The organism is Actinacidiphila paucisporea (assembly GCF_900142575.1).
GTDB classification, from domain to species: domain Bacteria; phylum Actinomycetota; class Actinomycetes; order Streptomycetales; family Streptomycetaceae; genus Actinacidiphila; species Actinacidiphila paucisporea.
Genome location: NZ_FRBI01000049.1, coordinates 1 through 17,046, shown reverse-complemented (window position 1 = coordinate 17,046; position 17,046 = coordinate 1). Strand labels below are relative to the sequence as shown.

At 66.2% G+C, this 17,046-nt stretch carries 7 protein-coding genes and 1 pseudogene; 4 read left to right on the top strand and 4 right to left on the bottom strand.

The features are described 5' to 3' along the window. The first annotated feature begins 1,804 nt into the window (after positions 1 to 1,804). The 3 genes from BUE44_RS34785 (at position 1,805) to BUE44_RS34775 (ending at position 11,091) form a co-directional block, all read left to right on the top strand. Complete coding sequence (locus BUE44_RS34785) at positions 1,805 to 9,484, top strand: golvesin C-terminal-like domain-containing protein (RefSeq protein WP_456049221.1); 7,680 nt, start codon at positions 1,805 to 1,807, stop codon at positions 9,482 to 9,484. Between the two features lie 300 nt (positions 9,485 to 9,784). After that, positions 9,785 to 10,468 (top strand): hypothetical protein, encoded by a 684-nt coding sequence (locus BUE44_RS34780; RefSeq protein ID WP_235002759.1) that lies wholly within the window; start codon positions 9,785 to 9,787, stop codon positions 10,466 to 10,468. A 191-nt stretch (positions 10,469 to 10,659) separates the two neighbouring features. Beyond that, positions 10,660 to 11,091, top strand: coding sequence for a hypothetical protein (locus tag BUE44_RS34775; RefSeq protein WP_073503018.1), 432 nt, complete (start codon positions 10,660 to 10,662; stop codon positions 11,089 to 11,091). A 396-nt stretch (positions 11,092 to 11,487) separates the two neighbouring features. Here BUE44_RS34775 and BUE44_RS34770 read toward each other — a convergent pair whose 3' ends face one another. The 3 genes and pseudogenes from BUE44_RS34770 to BUE44_RS34760 all read right to left on the bottom strand — a co-directional run bounded on the left by BUE44_RS34770 (position 11,488) and on the right by BUE44_RS34760 (position 14,151). Beyond that, a complete protein-coding gene (locus BUE44_RS34770; RefSeq protein WP_235002758.1) occupies positions 11,488 to 12,741 on the bottom strand; it encodes a PP2C family protein-serine/threonine phosphatase in 1,254 nt (417 codons plus the stop codon). 214 nt (positions 12,742 to 12,955) lie between these two features. Continuing rightward, positions 12,956 to 13,759, bottom strand: a pseudogene (gene trhA / locus BUE44_RS34765) (PAQR family membrane homeostasis protein TrhA). 59 nt (positions 13,760 to 13,818) lie between these two features. Further along, positions 13,819 to 14,151 (bottom strand): MerR family transcriptional regulator, encoded by a 333-nt coding sequence (locus BUE44_RS34760; protein ID WP_073503017.1) that lies wholly within the window; start codon positions 14,149 to 14,151, stop codon positions 13,819 to 13,821. A 1,031-nt stretch (positions 14,152 to 15,182) separates the two neighbouring features. On the opposite strand from BUE44_RS34760, the gene BUE44_RS34755 reads away from it, so the two are divergent. Beyond that, positions 15,183 to 15,704, top strand: a complete 522-nt coding sequence (locus BUE44_RS34755) for a nuclear transport factor 2 family protein (protein ID WP_073503016.1) — start codon at positions 15,183 to 15,185, stop codon at positions 15,702 to 15,704. Between the two features lie 372 nt (positions 15,705 to 16,076). Here the strand turns inward: BUE44_RS34755 and BUE44_RS34750 are convergent, their stop codons facing one another. After that, the gene (locus BUE44_RS34750) at positions 16,077 to 16,715 is read right to left on the bottom strand and encodes a DUF3396 domain-containing protein (RefSeq protein ID WP_143172659.1); all 639 of its coding nucleotides are present in this window, start codon (positions 16,713 to 16,715) and stop codon (positions 16,077 to 16,079) included. Positions 16,716 to 17,046 lie beyond the last annotated feature (331 nt).

Genomic DNA, 17,046 nt, shown 5'->3' with positions numbered 1-17,046 from the left:
CGGTTGAGCGTCACAGACACCTGATGCCTCGTCCCTCCGGGACAAGGCATTCGGGTGGTCCACATGGGCAGGGCGCGCCGCGCTGCGGCCGGTCACGGTGTAGCCACAGGGACTGTGGGCCGGGTAGTGGCGGGAGCGCTGCCCGCTGGATGACCGCCGCGCGGGACCCCCAGAGAGATGATTCCTGCGGCCGCCGCCGCGAGCGCCAAGAGCGCCGACCAGGAGCGGACCGGCGCAGGGGTGTGACCCGGCCTGCCGGGTGCGTCTTCGGGGAGTTGTGGCGTCGGCGTCGGACTGTCCGTTTTCCGATGACTGGGTGGTTTTCGGGATGTTCAAGAGAGTTCCTTTCCGTGGAATCGCTCGGAATTTCTACCCGGTTCATTTATCCCCGTATCGACACTTCGCCTGCACTCAACGTACGGGAATGAGACATTTCTCGGCGGTAATGCGCGAATGAGAACTTCGGAGTGCATGATTCCGGATCAAGTACTTACAGTGAAGTTCAAGATTTAGCAATGAATTGCTGGTTGCAAGCCGGAGGCGGGGCCTCCGACGCCTCCACGGAGGGGAAAAAACTACCAAAGGTCGTGAAGCCACCTGCGGGGAAAAGGCATTTGATGGAATCTCACCCATTATGGGCAGCAGGTTGACCCGTGAGTCGTCAAGCATGTTGACTCCCGGGTCGGTCGAGTATCGGTGGTCCTGTCACAGGTACTTCCTGGTCGTGCGGCGCATTTACGCCATCAGTGTTTACTGGTGCGGCGCGCCTTTTCGCATGGCCTGGTTCCGGCTGCCTTGTTACTGGTCGATTTTGGGGAGACTTGGTATGCGGGCGCGACGGATTAGACGGTTGGCCACAACGGTGGCTGCCGGTTCGCTTCTGGCTTCTCTGGCTTATGTTCCGGCGGCGGTGGCCGAGCCGAGCAAGGCGGGTTCGGGCGCGGCGCCGCCGGCGTTCTCGCGCAAGCACTATGCGCCGGATCCGGCGAACGGCCCTGACGGGGCGATCGCGGACCGGCAGAAACTGCCGCCGGGTAAGCGGCTTCCTCCAGCGCACCGGGTGCGGGAGCTGACCGGGCGGCGGACGTCGTCGGCGCGGTTCTGGCAGATGTCGGACGGTACGACGCAGTCCGAGGTGTCGGCGGTGCCGGAGTCGTACAGATTTGGCAGCGGGTGGAAGGCCATCGACACGAGCGTGGTTGCGTCCACGCGCAAGGACTACCGGCTGGCGAACACCTCGAACCTCGCGGCCACGTACTTCGGGGGCAGCGGCGGTCAGTTAGTGCGGTTCGAGGCGGATGCCTCGCACGCGGTGTCGCTGCGATTGGAGGGCGCAGCCGCGGGGGTGAAGCCGTCGGCGCAGGGTGATGCGGTCAGGTATGCCGGTGTGCTGCCGGGTGTGGATGCCACGTACACCGTGGGCCGGGGGGCGGTGAAGGAGAACCTGGTCCTGGCCGGCAAGTCGGTCGGTCCGGTGTCGTTCACGTTCGACCTGGACGCGCAGGGCCTGACGCCGAAGCAGCAGGCCGACGGGTCGATCGCGCTGTACGGCGGGGATGAGACGGGTCGGCCGCGGATGGTGATCCCGGCCGCGGTGATGTTCCAGGCTCCGGCGAACACCGACGCCCCGGTGGCGGACCTGACCCACGGCGCGGTAGCGCAGAACCTGGTCCGCCACGGAACCGGCTGGCAGATCAGGCTCATTCCCGACCAGAAGTGGCTGTCGGCAGCCGGCCGGCGGTTCCCGGTGGCGGTTGACCCCACGATCGTGCTGGCACCGACGCCGTCCACCTCGCAGGACGTGATGGTGGACTCCACGCAGCCGACGACGAACCTCAACGGCACATGGCAGCTGGGGGTCGGCACCACGGCGACGGGCAAACTGCGGTCGCTGTTGAAGTTCCCGGTGACGGGGATCCCCACAGGCACGAAGATCACGTCAGCTCAACTGGGCGTGTACTACAACCAGGTGCACACCTCGAACGCCAACAGCGTGGTAATCGAGGCGCACCGGGCCACGGGCGCGTGGGATGCGACGACAGCGACCTGGAACGGCACCAGCGCCCTGTCAGGTGAGCTGTCGGGCACCACGGTGCAGTTGGACGACGGTGACGCGGGGACTGCGGCGAAGGGCGCCTGGCCGTATTCGTCGAACACCGCATACACTCAATACGGGATCAACGCAGACTACGCGTACAACAAGGACACGGTGGTCGGGGACACCTACACCTGGCAGCCGACCGTCCCCGCAGCTGGTTCGTACCGGGTGGACGTTCACTCGATCCCGGCATCCGACCGGGCGACGAACGCCCCGTACACGGTGACATACAACGGCGGCACCTACACCGGCACGATCGACCAGTCCGCAGGCACCGGTGGTGTCTGGCGGGCGCTGAACAACGGGACCGCGCTGCCGTTCGCGGCCGGCACCGCAGGCAAGGTCGTCCTCGGTGACGGTCCGGCGTCGGCGTCGACGTCGGTGATCGCGGACGCGGTGCGGTTGGTGGAGCCGGGCACGACGCTGACGAAGGCAGCCGGCTCCTACGACCAGTGGCAAAACTTCGCGGTGACCGACACGGTGCAGAAGTGGGTCAACGGCACCGCGAACAACGGCTTCGTGCTGCAGGCGGCTGACGAGTCCACCCTGGGCCAAGGCGGCCCGCTGTACGAGGCGTCGGAGTTCGGGTACGGCGGTGAGACTGCCACGTACCCTAAGTTGACGATCGCCTACGGCACTCCGGGCGTGACGCTCAACCCGCCGACTGTGATCCATGCGACGGGCGCGGAGCTGTCGTGGCCCGCTTACACCAACACCACGGGCAACCCGGCTAATGACCTGGCGGAGTACCAGGTGCACCGCTCGGTGTTCCAGGGCTTCACCCCGTCGGCCGCAACCCTGATCGCACCGGTAGCGTCGGGGACGACCTCCTTCACCGACAGCACAGCGATACCGACCCCGGCCGATGCGACGGACCCGTTCCATGCGGTGTACTACGAGGTGGCGGTGAAGACCAAGGGCGGACAGGTCATCGGCGGCCCTGTGCAGCTGGCGGAGCTGCCGAAGGCCGGGCAGACCATGCAGATCATCCAGGCTGGGCAGACCGACACCACGCTGTCCTCCGCTCAGCCCACGACCGCCCACGACACGATCTCCTCCGACGGTGTGAACCAGAAGTGGCTGTCGGTCGGCAACAACTCCACCACCTTCGGGGCGACCAGGGCGGCGCTGAAGTTCCCCACCACCTCGATGCCGCCGACCGCCCGGGTGATCAGCGCGCAGCTCCAGGCATGGTCGACGATCACCACCAACACCGGCGGCGGCAGAGCGACCTACGAGCTGCACGGGCTCAACCGGGACTTCGACGAAGCCACCGCGACCTGGAACAACGCCACCTCCACCACACCGTGGACAACGGCGGGCGGTGACTACGCCGGCACGGTCTCGGACACCGTCGCGTCCGTCACCAACGACCCGGTCCGGCACTGGTGGAACGCCACATCACTCGCCCAGGGCTGGATCACCACACCGACCTCCAACCACGGCGTGCTGCTGAAGGTCGCCAACGAGTCGACCACCACCGGAGCGCAGGAACGCACGGTCTTCGCGTCCTCCGAGACCTCCGAACCGCAACTGCGCCCGCAACTCGACGTCACCTACGTCGACGCGACCACGGACTCGACATACTACGCACCTGCGACACCGGCCCGGATGACGCCGGGCACGACGTACAACGCCGACGTCACAGTCACCAACACGACGAACACGACCTGGCCGGCGGCCAGTGAGGCGCTGTCGTACCGGTGGACGCTGCCCGACGGCACAGACGTCACCAACGGCGGCAACCAGATTCAGAGCTCGCTGCCGCAGGACCTCTCACCCGGCGAGACGGTCACGGTCCACGCGCAGGTCAAGGCACCGACCAACGCCGACTCCGGCAACCCGACGAACAGCCGGACCGCATACACGCTGACCTGGGACGCCTACAACAAGACCACCGGCACCTGGAACTCCACCGGCGGGGTTGCCGGCCTGACGCAGTCCGAGACGATCGAGGACCCGACCTCGGACCAGATCGGTCTGGAGAAGTTCTACTCCTACGCCGGCAAGAACACCGGCGCCGGCTCCACCGTCATGGACAACCTGGCATCCGGCAACGCGGTCTGGTCTTACAACGCCTTCGTCAATCCCGGCCGCGGCCTGGGCACCTTCGTTCGGTTCGCGTACAACTCCCTCGACACCTCCGACACCGTGATGGGGCCGGGCTGGTCACCGCAGGCCTCCGCCCCGATCCGCCTCGGCGCCGCACTGGACTTCCACCCCAACCCCAACCCGACCACGGTCACCCTGACCGACGGAGACGGCACCTCTTCGGTCTTCACTAAGCAGTCGGACAGCACCTTCAAAGCCCCAGCGGGCGTCCACTACCTGCTCAAGGGCGACAACGCGGCCAACTGCACACCGAACAAGGACGACACCCCCGACGCCTGGTCGATGACGGGCCCAGACGGCACCCGCTACTTCTACGACTGCGACGGCTACACCACGTCGATCGTCGACAAGAACGGCAACACCGAGACCTTCACCTACGCCACACGCAAGTCCAACAACAAGCCGGTCAAGTTCCTCCAGTACATCACCGACCCGACCGGCCGGCAGACCCTCACCCTGACGTACTACGCCAAGGGCGACGCATACTCCTACGTCGACGACAACGGCACGGTCCAGTCGGGAACGAACCTCACCAACCCGAAGATCATCGACCACCTCGCCTCGATGACGGCCCTGGCCGACGGGACCAACCCGGCCCGCAAAGTCACCTTCCTATACACCACGCAAGGCCTGATGGCGCAGCTCACCGATGGCGCGGGCTCCTCGCAGCCGAAAGTGTTCGGCTTCACCTACGACGCCACCCAGGGCACCAAGAACGTCAAGCTCGTCACGGTAACCGACCCGCGCACTCACGCCACCCACCTGGACTACTACGCGCCGAAGACCGGCGACGACCCCAAGTACCACTGGTGGGCCAAGACCATCACCGACCGGCTCGCCAACGGCACGTCCTTCACTTACGCGGCCGATGCGTCCACCAGTGCCTTCACCGACACCATCGTCACCGACGCAGAACAGCATGCCACGACGTACGTCAGTGACGACTTCGGTCGGCCGGTGCAGACCACCAACGCCAAGTCCCAGGCGGTGAAACTATCGTGGGACGCGGACAACAACGTCACGCAGCAGGTCGAGGACAACGGCGCCACCACCAGGTGGACCTACGACTCGAAAACCGGCTTCCCGCTGACGATGCAGGACGCGGAGGTGGTGAAGAACGGCTGGCCCGCGACCATCTACACCTACCAGACCCGCCTGGACGGCTACTCCGCCGACCTGCGCACCAAGACCTCGCCCGAGGGCCGTCAGTGGCTGTTCGGCTACGACACCTTCGGCAACCTCACCACGGTCACCGACCCCAAGGGCGTCTCCACCTCCACGACCGGCGACTACACCACCACATACCGCTACGACGCCTACGGTGAGCTGACGTCGGCCACGGACGCCGACCAGCACACCACGACCTTCAGCGATTTCGAGCCCACCGGCTATCCGAAGACGACAACCGGACCCGCGCCCTTCAACAAGGCCACGACGGCCGCGTACGACCTTCTCGGCCACGTCCTCTCGGAGACGGACCAACTGGGTCACACCGCCACGCAGACCTACGACGTCTACGGCCGCCCACTGGTGAAGAAGGTCCCCAAGGACCAGGCGAACAGCATCTACGTCACCACCCCGGCTCCGGTCTACGACGCCAACGACAACATCATTCAGTCCACCGCTCCCAACGGCGCGGTGTCCACAGCCGCGTACGACAACGCCGACGAGATCGTCTCGGCGACCGCGCCCAGGGACCACACCACCGACCCGGACCGGACCACCAGCTACACGTACGACAAGGTCGGTGAGCTCAGGACGACGACCGAGCCCAAGGGCACGCTGACCAACACCGACCTGACCGACTACGTCACGACCAACGCCTACGACGCGATCGGTGAGCTGACCGACGTCATCAACGCCAACGGGGACAAGCTCTCTTACCAGTACGACGACGTCGGCAACCCCACGGTCGTGATCGACCCGGTCAAAAACGCCACCACCGACACCACCGACTACACCACAAAGACCGGCTACGACTTCGACCACCGTCCGGTGCAGGCCACCGACGCGGCCGGGAATGTCACCAAGACCGGCTACGACAAGGACGGGCAGAAGACCAGCACAACGGACGCCGAGGGCAACACCACCACCCTCGCCCTTGACGAGCGAGGCAAGGTCGCACAAGCCAAGTCCCCGTACCAGGGCAGCGCCGGCTCGCCGACCTATCGCACCACCTCCTACCAGTACGACCAGGTGGGCAACCAGACCCAGGTGATCTCGCCGCGGGCCAACGCCGCCGGAACCACGGCAGCGTTCACCACCCGCACGACCTACGACGAGCTGAACCGGCCCTCGCACCAGTACCAGCCCTACGATCCGGCCGACGCCCGCTACAACAACGCGAACCTCTACACCGAGACCGACTACGACGCGGCCGGACGGGTGGCGAAAACCTCGGCACCGCCGTCGAACGGGCAAAGCGTCCGAAACGACACCACCTACACCTACTACGACGACGGCCAGCCCAAGACCTCCACCGACCCCTGGTCGATCACCACCGCGTACGACTACAACGAGCTCGGGAAGCAGACCGCGCGGACCCTGACCTCAGCCGACGGCTCCTCGTCGCGGACCATGGGCTGGTCGTTCTACCCCGACGGCAGCCTGGCCTCACGCAGCGACGACGGTGTGCCGGTCGGCCTGCAAGTGGCGCTGGCCGACAACTCCGACAGCCAGAGCACGAGTTCGACCGGTACATGGGCCACAGCCTCAACCGGCGACCCGACGACCGAGCAGGGCTACGACTACCGCACCCACGCAGCCGGCACCGGCACCGACGCCTTCACCTGGCAGCTCGACGTACCGCAGGACGGCACCTACACCGTCTACGCCAAGTACCCACAGATCACGGGTGCCGCAACAAGCGCCACCTACACCGTCACCCACGGCGCCACGAACTCCGCCAAGCCGATCAGCCAGGCCACCGGAGCCAACACCTGGGTCTCCCTCGGCGCCTACGCCTTCACCCAGGGCGGCCCGGCAGGCGTCAGCCTGACGCAGAGCAGCGCCGGCACGGTGGCGGCCGACGCGGTCAAACTGGTCCGCGACAACACCGTCGACACCGACACGGAAAAGCACACCTTCACCTACGCCCACGACCCGAACGGCAACCTCACCTCGATCGCCGACTCCTCACCGGGGGCGGCTGTCGACACCTATGGGATCGCGTACGACAGCCTAAACCAGGTGGCCAAAGTCACCGAGTCGGCGGGCGGCACGGAGAAGACGCATACCACCTACACCTACGACCCCGACGGGCAGCCTAAGACCACCGACCACCCCGGCCAGTACTCCACCTACACCTACGACCTGCGGGAACTCGTGCAGACCGTGAAGGTCGGCGCGTCGGCAACCGACTCCTCACCGAAGACCACCGCCTACACCTACACCCCGCGCGGCCAGCAGCTCGAACAGACAAAGGCCAACAACAACACCGTTGACTACACCTACTGGCCCTCAGGTGAGATCCACACCCAGATCGAGAAGACCTCCACCGGTACCCTGGTCGACAGCCACACCTTGTCCTGGGACCCCAACGGCAACAAGGCCGAGGACATCGCCGGCAAGCAGAACGCGGACAACCACGCCGCGTACCTGAACTCCACCACCGACTACATCTACGACCCCGCCGACCGCCTCGCCCAGGCAGTCAAGACCGGCAACGGCGCCACCACCGAGACCTACGTCCACGACGCCAACGCCAACGTCGTCTCCCAGACCGTCCAAGGTGCCGCGACCACCTTCGCCTACGACCGCAACCGCCTGCTGTCCTCCGCGACGGGCGGCGTCACCGGCGGCTACATATACGACCCCTACGGGCGCCTGCAGAGCGTCACCAGCGCCGGGACCGTCATCGAACGCAACACCTACGACGGCTTCGACCACGTCGCCAAGGACACCAAACTCGGTGCCGGTGGCACCAGCACCACCACGACCTACACCTTCGACCCGCTGGACCGCACCGCGTCCGAGACCACGGGCGGCAAGACCACCGACTACGCCTACCTCGGCCTGACCGACCAGATCCTGGACGAGACCGTGGCCGGCCAACTCGCCAAGTCCTACCAGTACTCCCCGTGGGGCGAGCGCCTGTCGCAGATCACCCACAACAGCGACGGCACGACCGCGGACGGCTTCTACGGCTATAACAGCCACACCGACGTCGAAACGGTTACCGACGACTCCGGCCAGACGAAGGCCACCTACGGCTACACCGCCTACGGCAGCAACGACACCAACGAGTTCACCGGTATCGACAAGCCCGATACCCAGAACCCGGCGAAGGATCCCTACAACGCCTACCGGTTCAACGCCAAACGCTGGGACCAGACCTCCGGCACCTACGACATGGGCTTCCGGAACTACGACCCCGGCCTGAACACTTTCACCACCCGGGACATGTACAACGGCGCGCTGGCCGACATGGACCTGGCCGCCGACCCCCTGACCGGCAACCGCTACGCCTTCGGCGGCGGCAACCCCACCACCAACGTCGAGTACGACGGCCACATGATCTGCGACGCACCTGGCCACTGCGGATCCATACCGGACCTCCTCAGCACGGAATCACAACAGCCGCCGTCGAACGACCAAGCCTCACAGCAGCCGCAGATCACCCCGCCGACCCACTACAACTACGGCTACGCGCCCGGTGGCACGATTGCGAAGAAGGGCGAACAGGCAGGGATTCAGCTCGCCGCGCGCTATGGCCCGTCGATTCTGGCCGGACTGGACAGCATTTTCGGGGGCGACACGTACGACCTCACGAAAACAATCCGGAACATCAGGCGCGAAGACTGCATCAATGGCGGAGGCGGCGGTTGGATCGCCTACGACCCGCTTAAGGACGGGAAGGCGCAGGGAGCAGAGGCCTGCCTGACGGATCCGTTGGGGAAAGGATCGCCCGCCAACCGTAAGCTCCAGATATCCGGATTCAGCGATGCCCAGCGACAGGGCTTCAACGTCTCACGCTGTCATTTGATCGGGAATTCCCTCGGAGGAGACGGGACGGTCGAGGAGAATCTCGTCACGTGTGCACAGAACCCCACCAACTCGGCGAACATGTACCATCAGTTCGAAAAGCAGGTGAGGGCGATAGTCAAGCCAGGGGTCTCCGTGTACTACAATGTCACCCCGCTCTATCGTGACGGAAGCTCCCGACCATACGCGCTGAGCATGTTCTACATGGCCAGTAATGGTCTGACGAACTCCAAGACCTTCCCCAACTGGGCCTACAACAACCAGTCCCAGTCGTGGGGATGGCTGGGCTGACTTGCGTTGAGCGCATAGCCGAGTGGCCCGGTCCTCACGTGACCGGGCCACCCGACTGCTGTAAAGTGCACTATCCATCGACGGTGGCGATTCACCAAGGAAGTGTTGCTGATGGTACACACCACGGGGCCGGCGCCCGTCGACGTGACCACCATTATTCCCGGACTGCGCCCGTGGCGACGGACGTCGGTACGCCTGCACCCCAGGCGCGGTACTCCAGCCCCAGAATCCAGCCACGTGGGCGGTGCGATACAGACGAGCGCGCGGATGGAGTGGCCCAGTTGCCCGGACCACTCATACGTGAATACTGCGGGAAATTTCCAACCGCTGCCAATGCTTGCCGTCGGGCAGTTTCTGTGCAAAGATTTTCCGGAAATATTGTTCCCCGAGAATGCTGATCTTCTCCAGGTGTTCTGGTGTCCGAATGATCATTTTCTTGAGTTTCCACCGAGCGCGGAATACGAAGGACCGAGGGTAGAGCTTCGTTGGCTGGACAGCAGCCACGTCGATGGTTTCTCGTCATTGACGTGGGAAGCCTCATGGCCTGTTGAGGACTCATACCTCGTCCATCCGTGCACCATCGACCAGGAGCGAGTGGACGAGTACCCCGACAGTGAAGTACTGCCTCCACTTCTCGCGGAAGCCGCTGATGCCATCAGTACGGAGGACGGGGGCTATCAGTACTCCCTGTCGGTAGCTCGTGGATGGAAGATCGGCGGTTGGCCGAGTTGGCACCTGACCGGTTTGCAACATATCGAATGCCCGGACTGCGCGGGCCCCGTCAAACTGCTCATAAAGGTGGACAGTTGTGAGTGGGATGGCGGAAGCGATCGATGGTGGCCACTCGAAGAGCGTTCGTTGACAGAGGAACAAGAACCCGCAGCGCGGGAACCAACCGGGACAGTCGTGGGCCGGTTCGGCGAACTGCGAATTTTTACCTGTGAGTCGAACCCTGCGCACTCACCGATCCCTAACATTCAATAGCCCGGATCAGCTGATGCCGTTGCACCGTTGGTGGCACGGACCCTCGACGCCCTGCGCCTGCAGAATGTCGACTGGGCTGGGAGTCTCGAAGAGGTCGAGTTCCTCAAGCGCCTGTACGACCTAGTGCGGCAGAACATGTCAGACCCCGCGCCTACGCTGAGGGCGACATCACTTCGAGGTAGGGCAGGATCATGGGTGCCAGCGACCGGGAATACGTCACCCCTTACATGGGAGAAATCGAGGCCACCCTGGAAGCCCTGCACAAGCAGGTCTTCCAGGAAGAGTACGGAGACGGAGGGCGGTATGGCAGCCTGGTCGAGTTCTACCGCGACGTGGAGTCTATCGGCGTGAGCGGCACCCACACGGTGCTCGACGTCGTCCGCGTCGTAACGACAACGGACGCACCAGATGAAGAGTCCGAGGAGGATTTCTCCACGCTGCGCCCACTGTCACCTGAACGCATAACGCACCATTTGGGCGTGAAGCATCCCACCGTCCAGCAATTTCGGGCCTGCCGCACCCTGAACGAAGAGGCCGGCATGCGATGGAACGGCTTCTACATCCTTCTCTATACCGACGGTGAGCCCACCCATGTCGGCGTCTTTGATGCCTCCGGAGATTAGGTTCTGTCCGGCCGATCTTGGGCTGTGAGAGGATGCGATCCATGACTTGCATCCGAAGGGGCCGTGCCGCGTAAAGCGCTGGTATCTCTCCGACCGCAGGAACGCAAGTGGGGAAGACCTTCGGTGCGGTATCGCGCGATGTCCCGGGTCTCGGGAGGTCGTCGTCAGCACCTGCGTACTCCTGGAGGCCCCGGTGCGTCTCGTCGGAAGCACGCGGGCAGTGCCGCAGGCCAGATCACAGATTCTCAGTACGGTGCCAACCCGCCGCCTTCGAAGGCTGGAAGCCCGTCGGCCGGGGGTTCCGCACCGACCTGCACGACAGGCGGACTCCGGACGCAATCGCGTCCTCCAAGCGGGAAGTGCATCGCGGGCTGCTGCCGAGTCGTCCCTGACGCATCAAGTCATTGCCCGGGGTGATCCTTCTCGCCCTGATGGTTGTGAGGCGTCGGAGAGGTCGGCGCCGGTGGCGGCGTCCCGCTGGGAGTGGTGGGCGCCGTGCCAGTCCAGGCACATGACGGTCGCGTCGTCGTCCAGGTGGCCCTCGCCAGCATCGACGATCGCCCCGATGAGGGTGCGGGCGGCTTCGCGAGGATGCAGTGCGCGGGTGTGACCGATCAGATCGGACAGGTCCAGGCTCTTGGCGTTGCGTTCCAGCATGCCGTCCGTCAGCATGACCAGCCGATCCCCCGGCCGCAGGTCGAGCGACTGTACCCGGTAGGTGTGCAGCGGCAGGACACCGAACGGCAGATCGACCTTCGGGGCGATCTGCCGCACCCGGCCGTCCCGCAGCAGCAGCGGCCAGGGGTGCCCGGCGTTGACGAACTCGGCTCTGCCGTCGAGCAGGCTGATCCGCAGCAGCTGGCCGGTGACGTAGCCTTCGCGGCCGTGGTCCCGCATCGCCTGGTCGGCTTGGCGGGCCTGCTCAAGGAGGCTTTCGCCCGCGCGCCGCGCCCGGCGCAACGCACCCACCACGAGGGTGGCCAGGAGCGCTGCCTGGACGTCGTGGCCCATGGCGTCGGTGACGGACAGTTGGACGGCGTCGCGGTCGATCGCGTAGTCGAAGGTGTCGCCGCCGACGTGGTCGGCGGGCTCCAGCGCCCCGGCGACCGCGAACTGTGCGGCCTCGCAGGCCAGCGACGCCGGGAGCAGCCGGTGCTGGATCTCCGCGGCCAGGCTCAGCGGGCTGGTGCGCCGGCCCCATTGGTAGATGTCGGTGAAGGACCGGTTCGTGATGACGATGTAGGCCAGCGCGTGTGCGCTCTCGCCGATTTCCCGCATCACCTCCGCATCCGGCGCTGCGGGCAGGAACAGCTCCAGGAGCCCGATGGCGTCGCCGCGGTTGGTCACCGGGGCCACGACCCGCGTGTACGTCCCCCGGCCGCTGTCCTCGATGGCCGGCTGCTGGGTGCGGATCACGTCGTCGTAGACGGTGCCCCGCAGCGTGATGCGCCGGGCCGGCTCACCGGTGTCCACGCTTCCCGCAGTGCCCAGCCGTACGACTGAACTTCCGGTGAAGTCGGTGATCAGGAAGGACACCGACGCCGCCCCGAGATGCTCCTTGAGTATCCGCGCGACCACGTCGAGGGACTCCACTGGCGCAGCGGCCTCCGCCGCCGCCAGGACCCCCGCCAGCGACAACGCCGTGTCCATGCTCGTCCCGCCGGGAGGAGCTGCACCTTCGCCGTCCCCGTTCGGCCTTGCTGCGGTCACGACGACTCCCCACTGCTCGATGGCACTCAGGGCTCCAACGCTGTGCCTGTCATCTTGCCGGACATCATGGTCTACCGCGGGACCCCTGCCCGTGTCCGGGTCCCGCGCCAGCCGGCCCACACAGGCCCTGCGCTTGAGAACGCCCGAGCGCCGGTCAGGTGGCTGCCAGGAGGATGGCGATGTAATGGGCGGTGAAGGCGGCGAGAGTGAGGGCGTGGAAGACCTCGTGGAAGCCGAACCAGCGCGGCCAGGGGTCGGGGCGTTTCAGGCCGTAGACGAGGGCGCCTGCGGTGTAGAGCAGGCCGCCGGCGATGACCAGGAGGACGACTGCGGGGCCGCCGGTGCGCGCGAAATCGGGCAGGTAGAAGACGGCCGCCCAGCCCAGGGCGATGTAGCACAGGGTGTACAGCCAGCGCGGTGCCCGGATCCACCAGACGCGGAACGCGATGCCGGCCACGGCGCCGGATCACACCAGGGACAGCAGCACCACCTGCTGGCGCGCGGGCAGCAGCAGTACCGCCAGGGGGGTGTACGTGCCGGCGATGATCAAAAAGATGTTCGCGTGGTCCAGACGGCGCAGGACCGCCTCCCCACGCGGGCCCCAGGTGCCGCGGTGGTACACCGCGCTCGCGCCGAACAGCAGCAGCGCCGAGGCCGCGTACACCGAGCAGGCCGCAACCGCCGCAGCCGAACGCGCCAGGACGACTAGGACGACGCCGCCGGCCAGCGCGAGGGGGAACATCCCGGCATGCAGCCAGCCACGCATCCCCGGATTCACCGCTGCCGCCGCGCGCTCCACCCCGCCTTCCACGCCGGCGGCTGCCTGCCCGGCACTCAGCCGACCGGTCGGGCCGGCAGGCGAATCGACCGCTGGTGCGCGGAAGTTGTCGGGTGTGGGACCGGACAGGTGCCGGGGCTCCCGTCCGTGTGCCGGCGACTGGGCATCTTCAGCGATCATGCGCATATATTATGAGAATTGGCGCATAATGCGGAAACCGGCCAGGACGGGAGTGCCGGTCAGGCGGTGGCGCGGTCGTGGGCCGTAGAGCCGCGCAGTTCCTCGTTGATACGCCGGGCTTCCTCGAGCTGGTCTTCGAGGATGACGATGCGGCAGGCAGCCCCGATCGACGTGCCCTGGTCGACGAGTTCGCGGGCGCGGGCGGCGATGCGCAGCTGGTAGCGGGAGTAGCGGCGGTGGCCGCCGTCGGAGCGGAGCGGGGTGATCAGGCGGGCTTCGCCGATGGCGCGCAGGAAGTTCTGGGTGGTGCCGAGCAGTTCGACGGCCCGGCCCATGGTGTAGGCGGGGTAGTCGTCGTCATCGAGCCGGCCGTAGGAGTCGTCTGCTGTCATCTCGCCTCTCTGTGGAACACGTGTGAGGGGCCCTGGTGCCGAGCGGCACCAGGGCCCCGAAGGAACTGCTACACCATCTGCCGGCCCTTGTACTGCGCCGGCCTACTGTGTCCGCACCGCCGAAGGGGGTACCGGCGTGTGCGGGGATCGCGGTTGCTTGACCGGAGACCACTTCACTAACGATGTCCTGCGGTACCCGGGCTTCAGTCGTCCGCCCGGGCGATCCCGATGATGCTTGGGCTCCTCCGTTCTTCCCTCTGGATCAACTACCTGCCGAACGTGAACTGCTGGTGTTGCGTACTGCTAGTACTGCCGGTGATGCGAACTGCTGGTGGCCTTGAGTAAGCGCCACTCTTCGGCAGCCAGCCCCGTCGCCCGTCCTGCGTCTGCTCTGGCTTGGAACCCCACTACCGAACCTCCCGGTACGCGCGCCCGCAGCCGACGCCTTTACCGAGGTGCTGCTCACTGACTTCACTGCTGGGTACTGCGACTGCACTTACTGCCACTGCATCAACTGCGGTCCTACTCGTGGCGGCCCCTGATCACCGCGGGCCGCCCGGTCCGGTCGTCAGCCCCGTCGCCGTCAGGCAATCGCTCTGGCTTCGGAACTCCACCACCGCACCGTCCTGCGTACTGCAACCTGCGTGTACTGCTGCCCGGCAGTTCGTGTCTGCCGGGCCTTGCTGAACTCGACTACGAGAGAAACCATAACCACACCACCGTGCAATGTCTACTTCGGCCATCACAGATTTTCGGCGTTCGAGGAAGAAGTAACCTGTGCCAGCCGCCGGGACGCAATCCTTCCCCAGGGTGCGATGACGGTTCGAGTTCCGGGGTACTGCCGCCAGCAGCACCGGCGGGATCTGCGTCGGCACGATGTTCCACTGCGGGGGTTGCCATGGAGTGCAGCGGTAGCAGCACGAGCCGGCCTGCGGTCCCGGCGTGCGCCACCAGGCGCTCGCCATGAACCGTGTGCTGCTGGAGAGCGAGGACCTGTACCGGCCAGCAACGAACAAACGGAAGAGCGACCGATGAGCGAGACCGCCGAAGCCGTGGCCGACCGCCTGCAGGAAGCGTTCGAGGCCGGCGACCTCGCCCTCCTAGGGCCGCTGCTGTCCCCGGACGTCCGCTGGGGCGGCGAAGGCGACGCGCCCCAGACCTGCCACTCACGCGCCGACGTGCTGGCCTGCTACGGCCGCCTGCACGCCGCCGGAGTCCGCCCCCGGATCACCGAGACCATCGTGCGCGAGCAGTCGGTGATCCTCCGCTTCAGCCTCACCGGACCCGGTTGCGAGTCCGTTCCATACCGCGACGGCCGGCCACAGCAGCAGCACGGCCACGACCAGTGCACCCGGTACCGCGGGAAGTGCGCCGCGCCGCTCGGTCCGTTCGGCGTCGCCACCTCCCGGGCGCTCGTGACGCGTACGATCACGCCCCACGTCAGCACCGCCGCCAGAGCGGCCACGGCTGCGCTCACCAGAACCTGGGCGAGGCTGCACCCCGTCGTCTTTCCCAGGCAGCGGTGCACGGCCTGTCCAAGGAGCAGACGGTGACCATAGAACGGCACAGTGAAGATCGCCCACGGAATGATCGCGGAGCAGGAGCCGGGGTAGGCATGTCGGCGAGCCACCCGGCTGTCCCACGTGTCCGTGAGACAGCGGAAGAGATACCACCAGCCGACCGACTGGCCGATGACGGCGAGCACAACCCCCGAGACGACGGGGAGGTCCCCCATAACCGCACTCCCTGGGCCGGCCACGGCCGTGATCACAGCCAGTCCGACCACCTGCCAGTCCATGAATACCCGGCTACATGCCACCGCCTCTCCCCCAGTTGTGCCGCCCTTCCAGCCACACGGTGCGACTCGTGCCGGGTTGCAGCTCACCCATCTGCGTGCGTGAACTGCGCCCCTCCAGCCGCTACAACTACCGCTGCTGGTACGCGCTCGCGTCCGCGTAGATGATGCGGCCGAGTTCCTTTCCCAGGTAGGTCCTGGGCTCGCCAGGGGGAAGGACCGGAGCCACCGTCTCGAATACCCGGCGCAGGGCATCGCCCGTGTAGTCGTCGAGATGCTCGGTGGCCTGCAGCCACACCGAGCCGGTGGGCAGCACCCGCACCTCATGGAAAGCACCGCTGGCACGCAGCGCGTCCGGGCCTCCGAGCCGAGCCGCGATCTCCGGCGCGCACACCGTCACCCACGGGTACCCGCGCAGCACCTCGCGGCTCTCCGTGACTCCCACCCTCGCCTCCCGCGCCAAGCGGTCTTCCAGCATGGTGGGCCCCCAATGCCGCCCGTCGTCTCCCACACCGCCGTAGGTGACGGGCATCTCCTGAGCCATCTCCCAGGCGAGATCCCGCGCGTCCTCCTCCGTCAGCCGTGCGATCCGGTTCTTCGGCCCCTCCGGAAACGCACCGAACTCACAGACCATACGGAACCAACGGCGTTCGTCATTCACCGTCCGCAGCACGATCGAAGCTCGGTCCCCGAACCTTGGATAACCAGTGGCGTCCAGCTCGACGATATCCATCCCCACGCCGGCCGGAAACTTCGCGAAGCCCTTCAAGAACGTGCTCCAACCGCGCGCCGACCAGGCCCGCCGACTTGTCACCCGCCCAGCGGCGCTGCCGTAACGCGTCAAGGACGCCCACATTGTCCCCGGCGCGCCCCACGGCTCGCTCCCGACGCCAGGACGGGACCGGGGCAACGCCACCTCACCGTCCCGCAACCCCCCGACCACATCAGCGAGCAAGCCTCCGGTCACCGCCTCGAACCACCTCAAAGCCAATCCGGGCAGTGCGTCGGGCTCCGCAAAACCGTTGAGCTCGATACTCGTCACAACAGCCTCCAGCGTCTTACGCGTCCCGGAGATGCGACAGGACGGTTGCAAGTTCCTG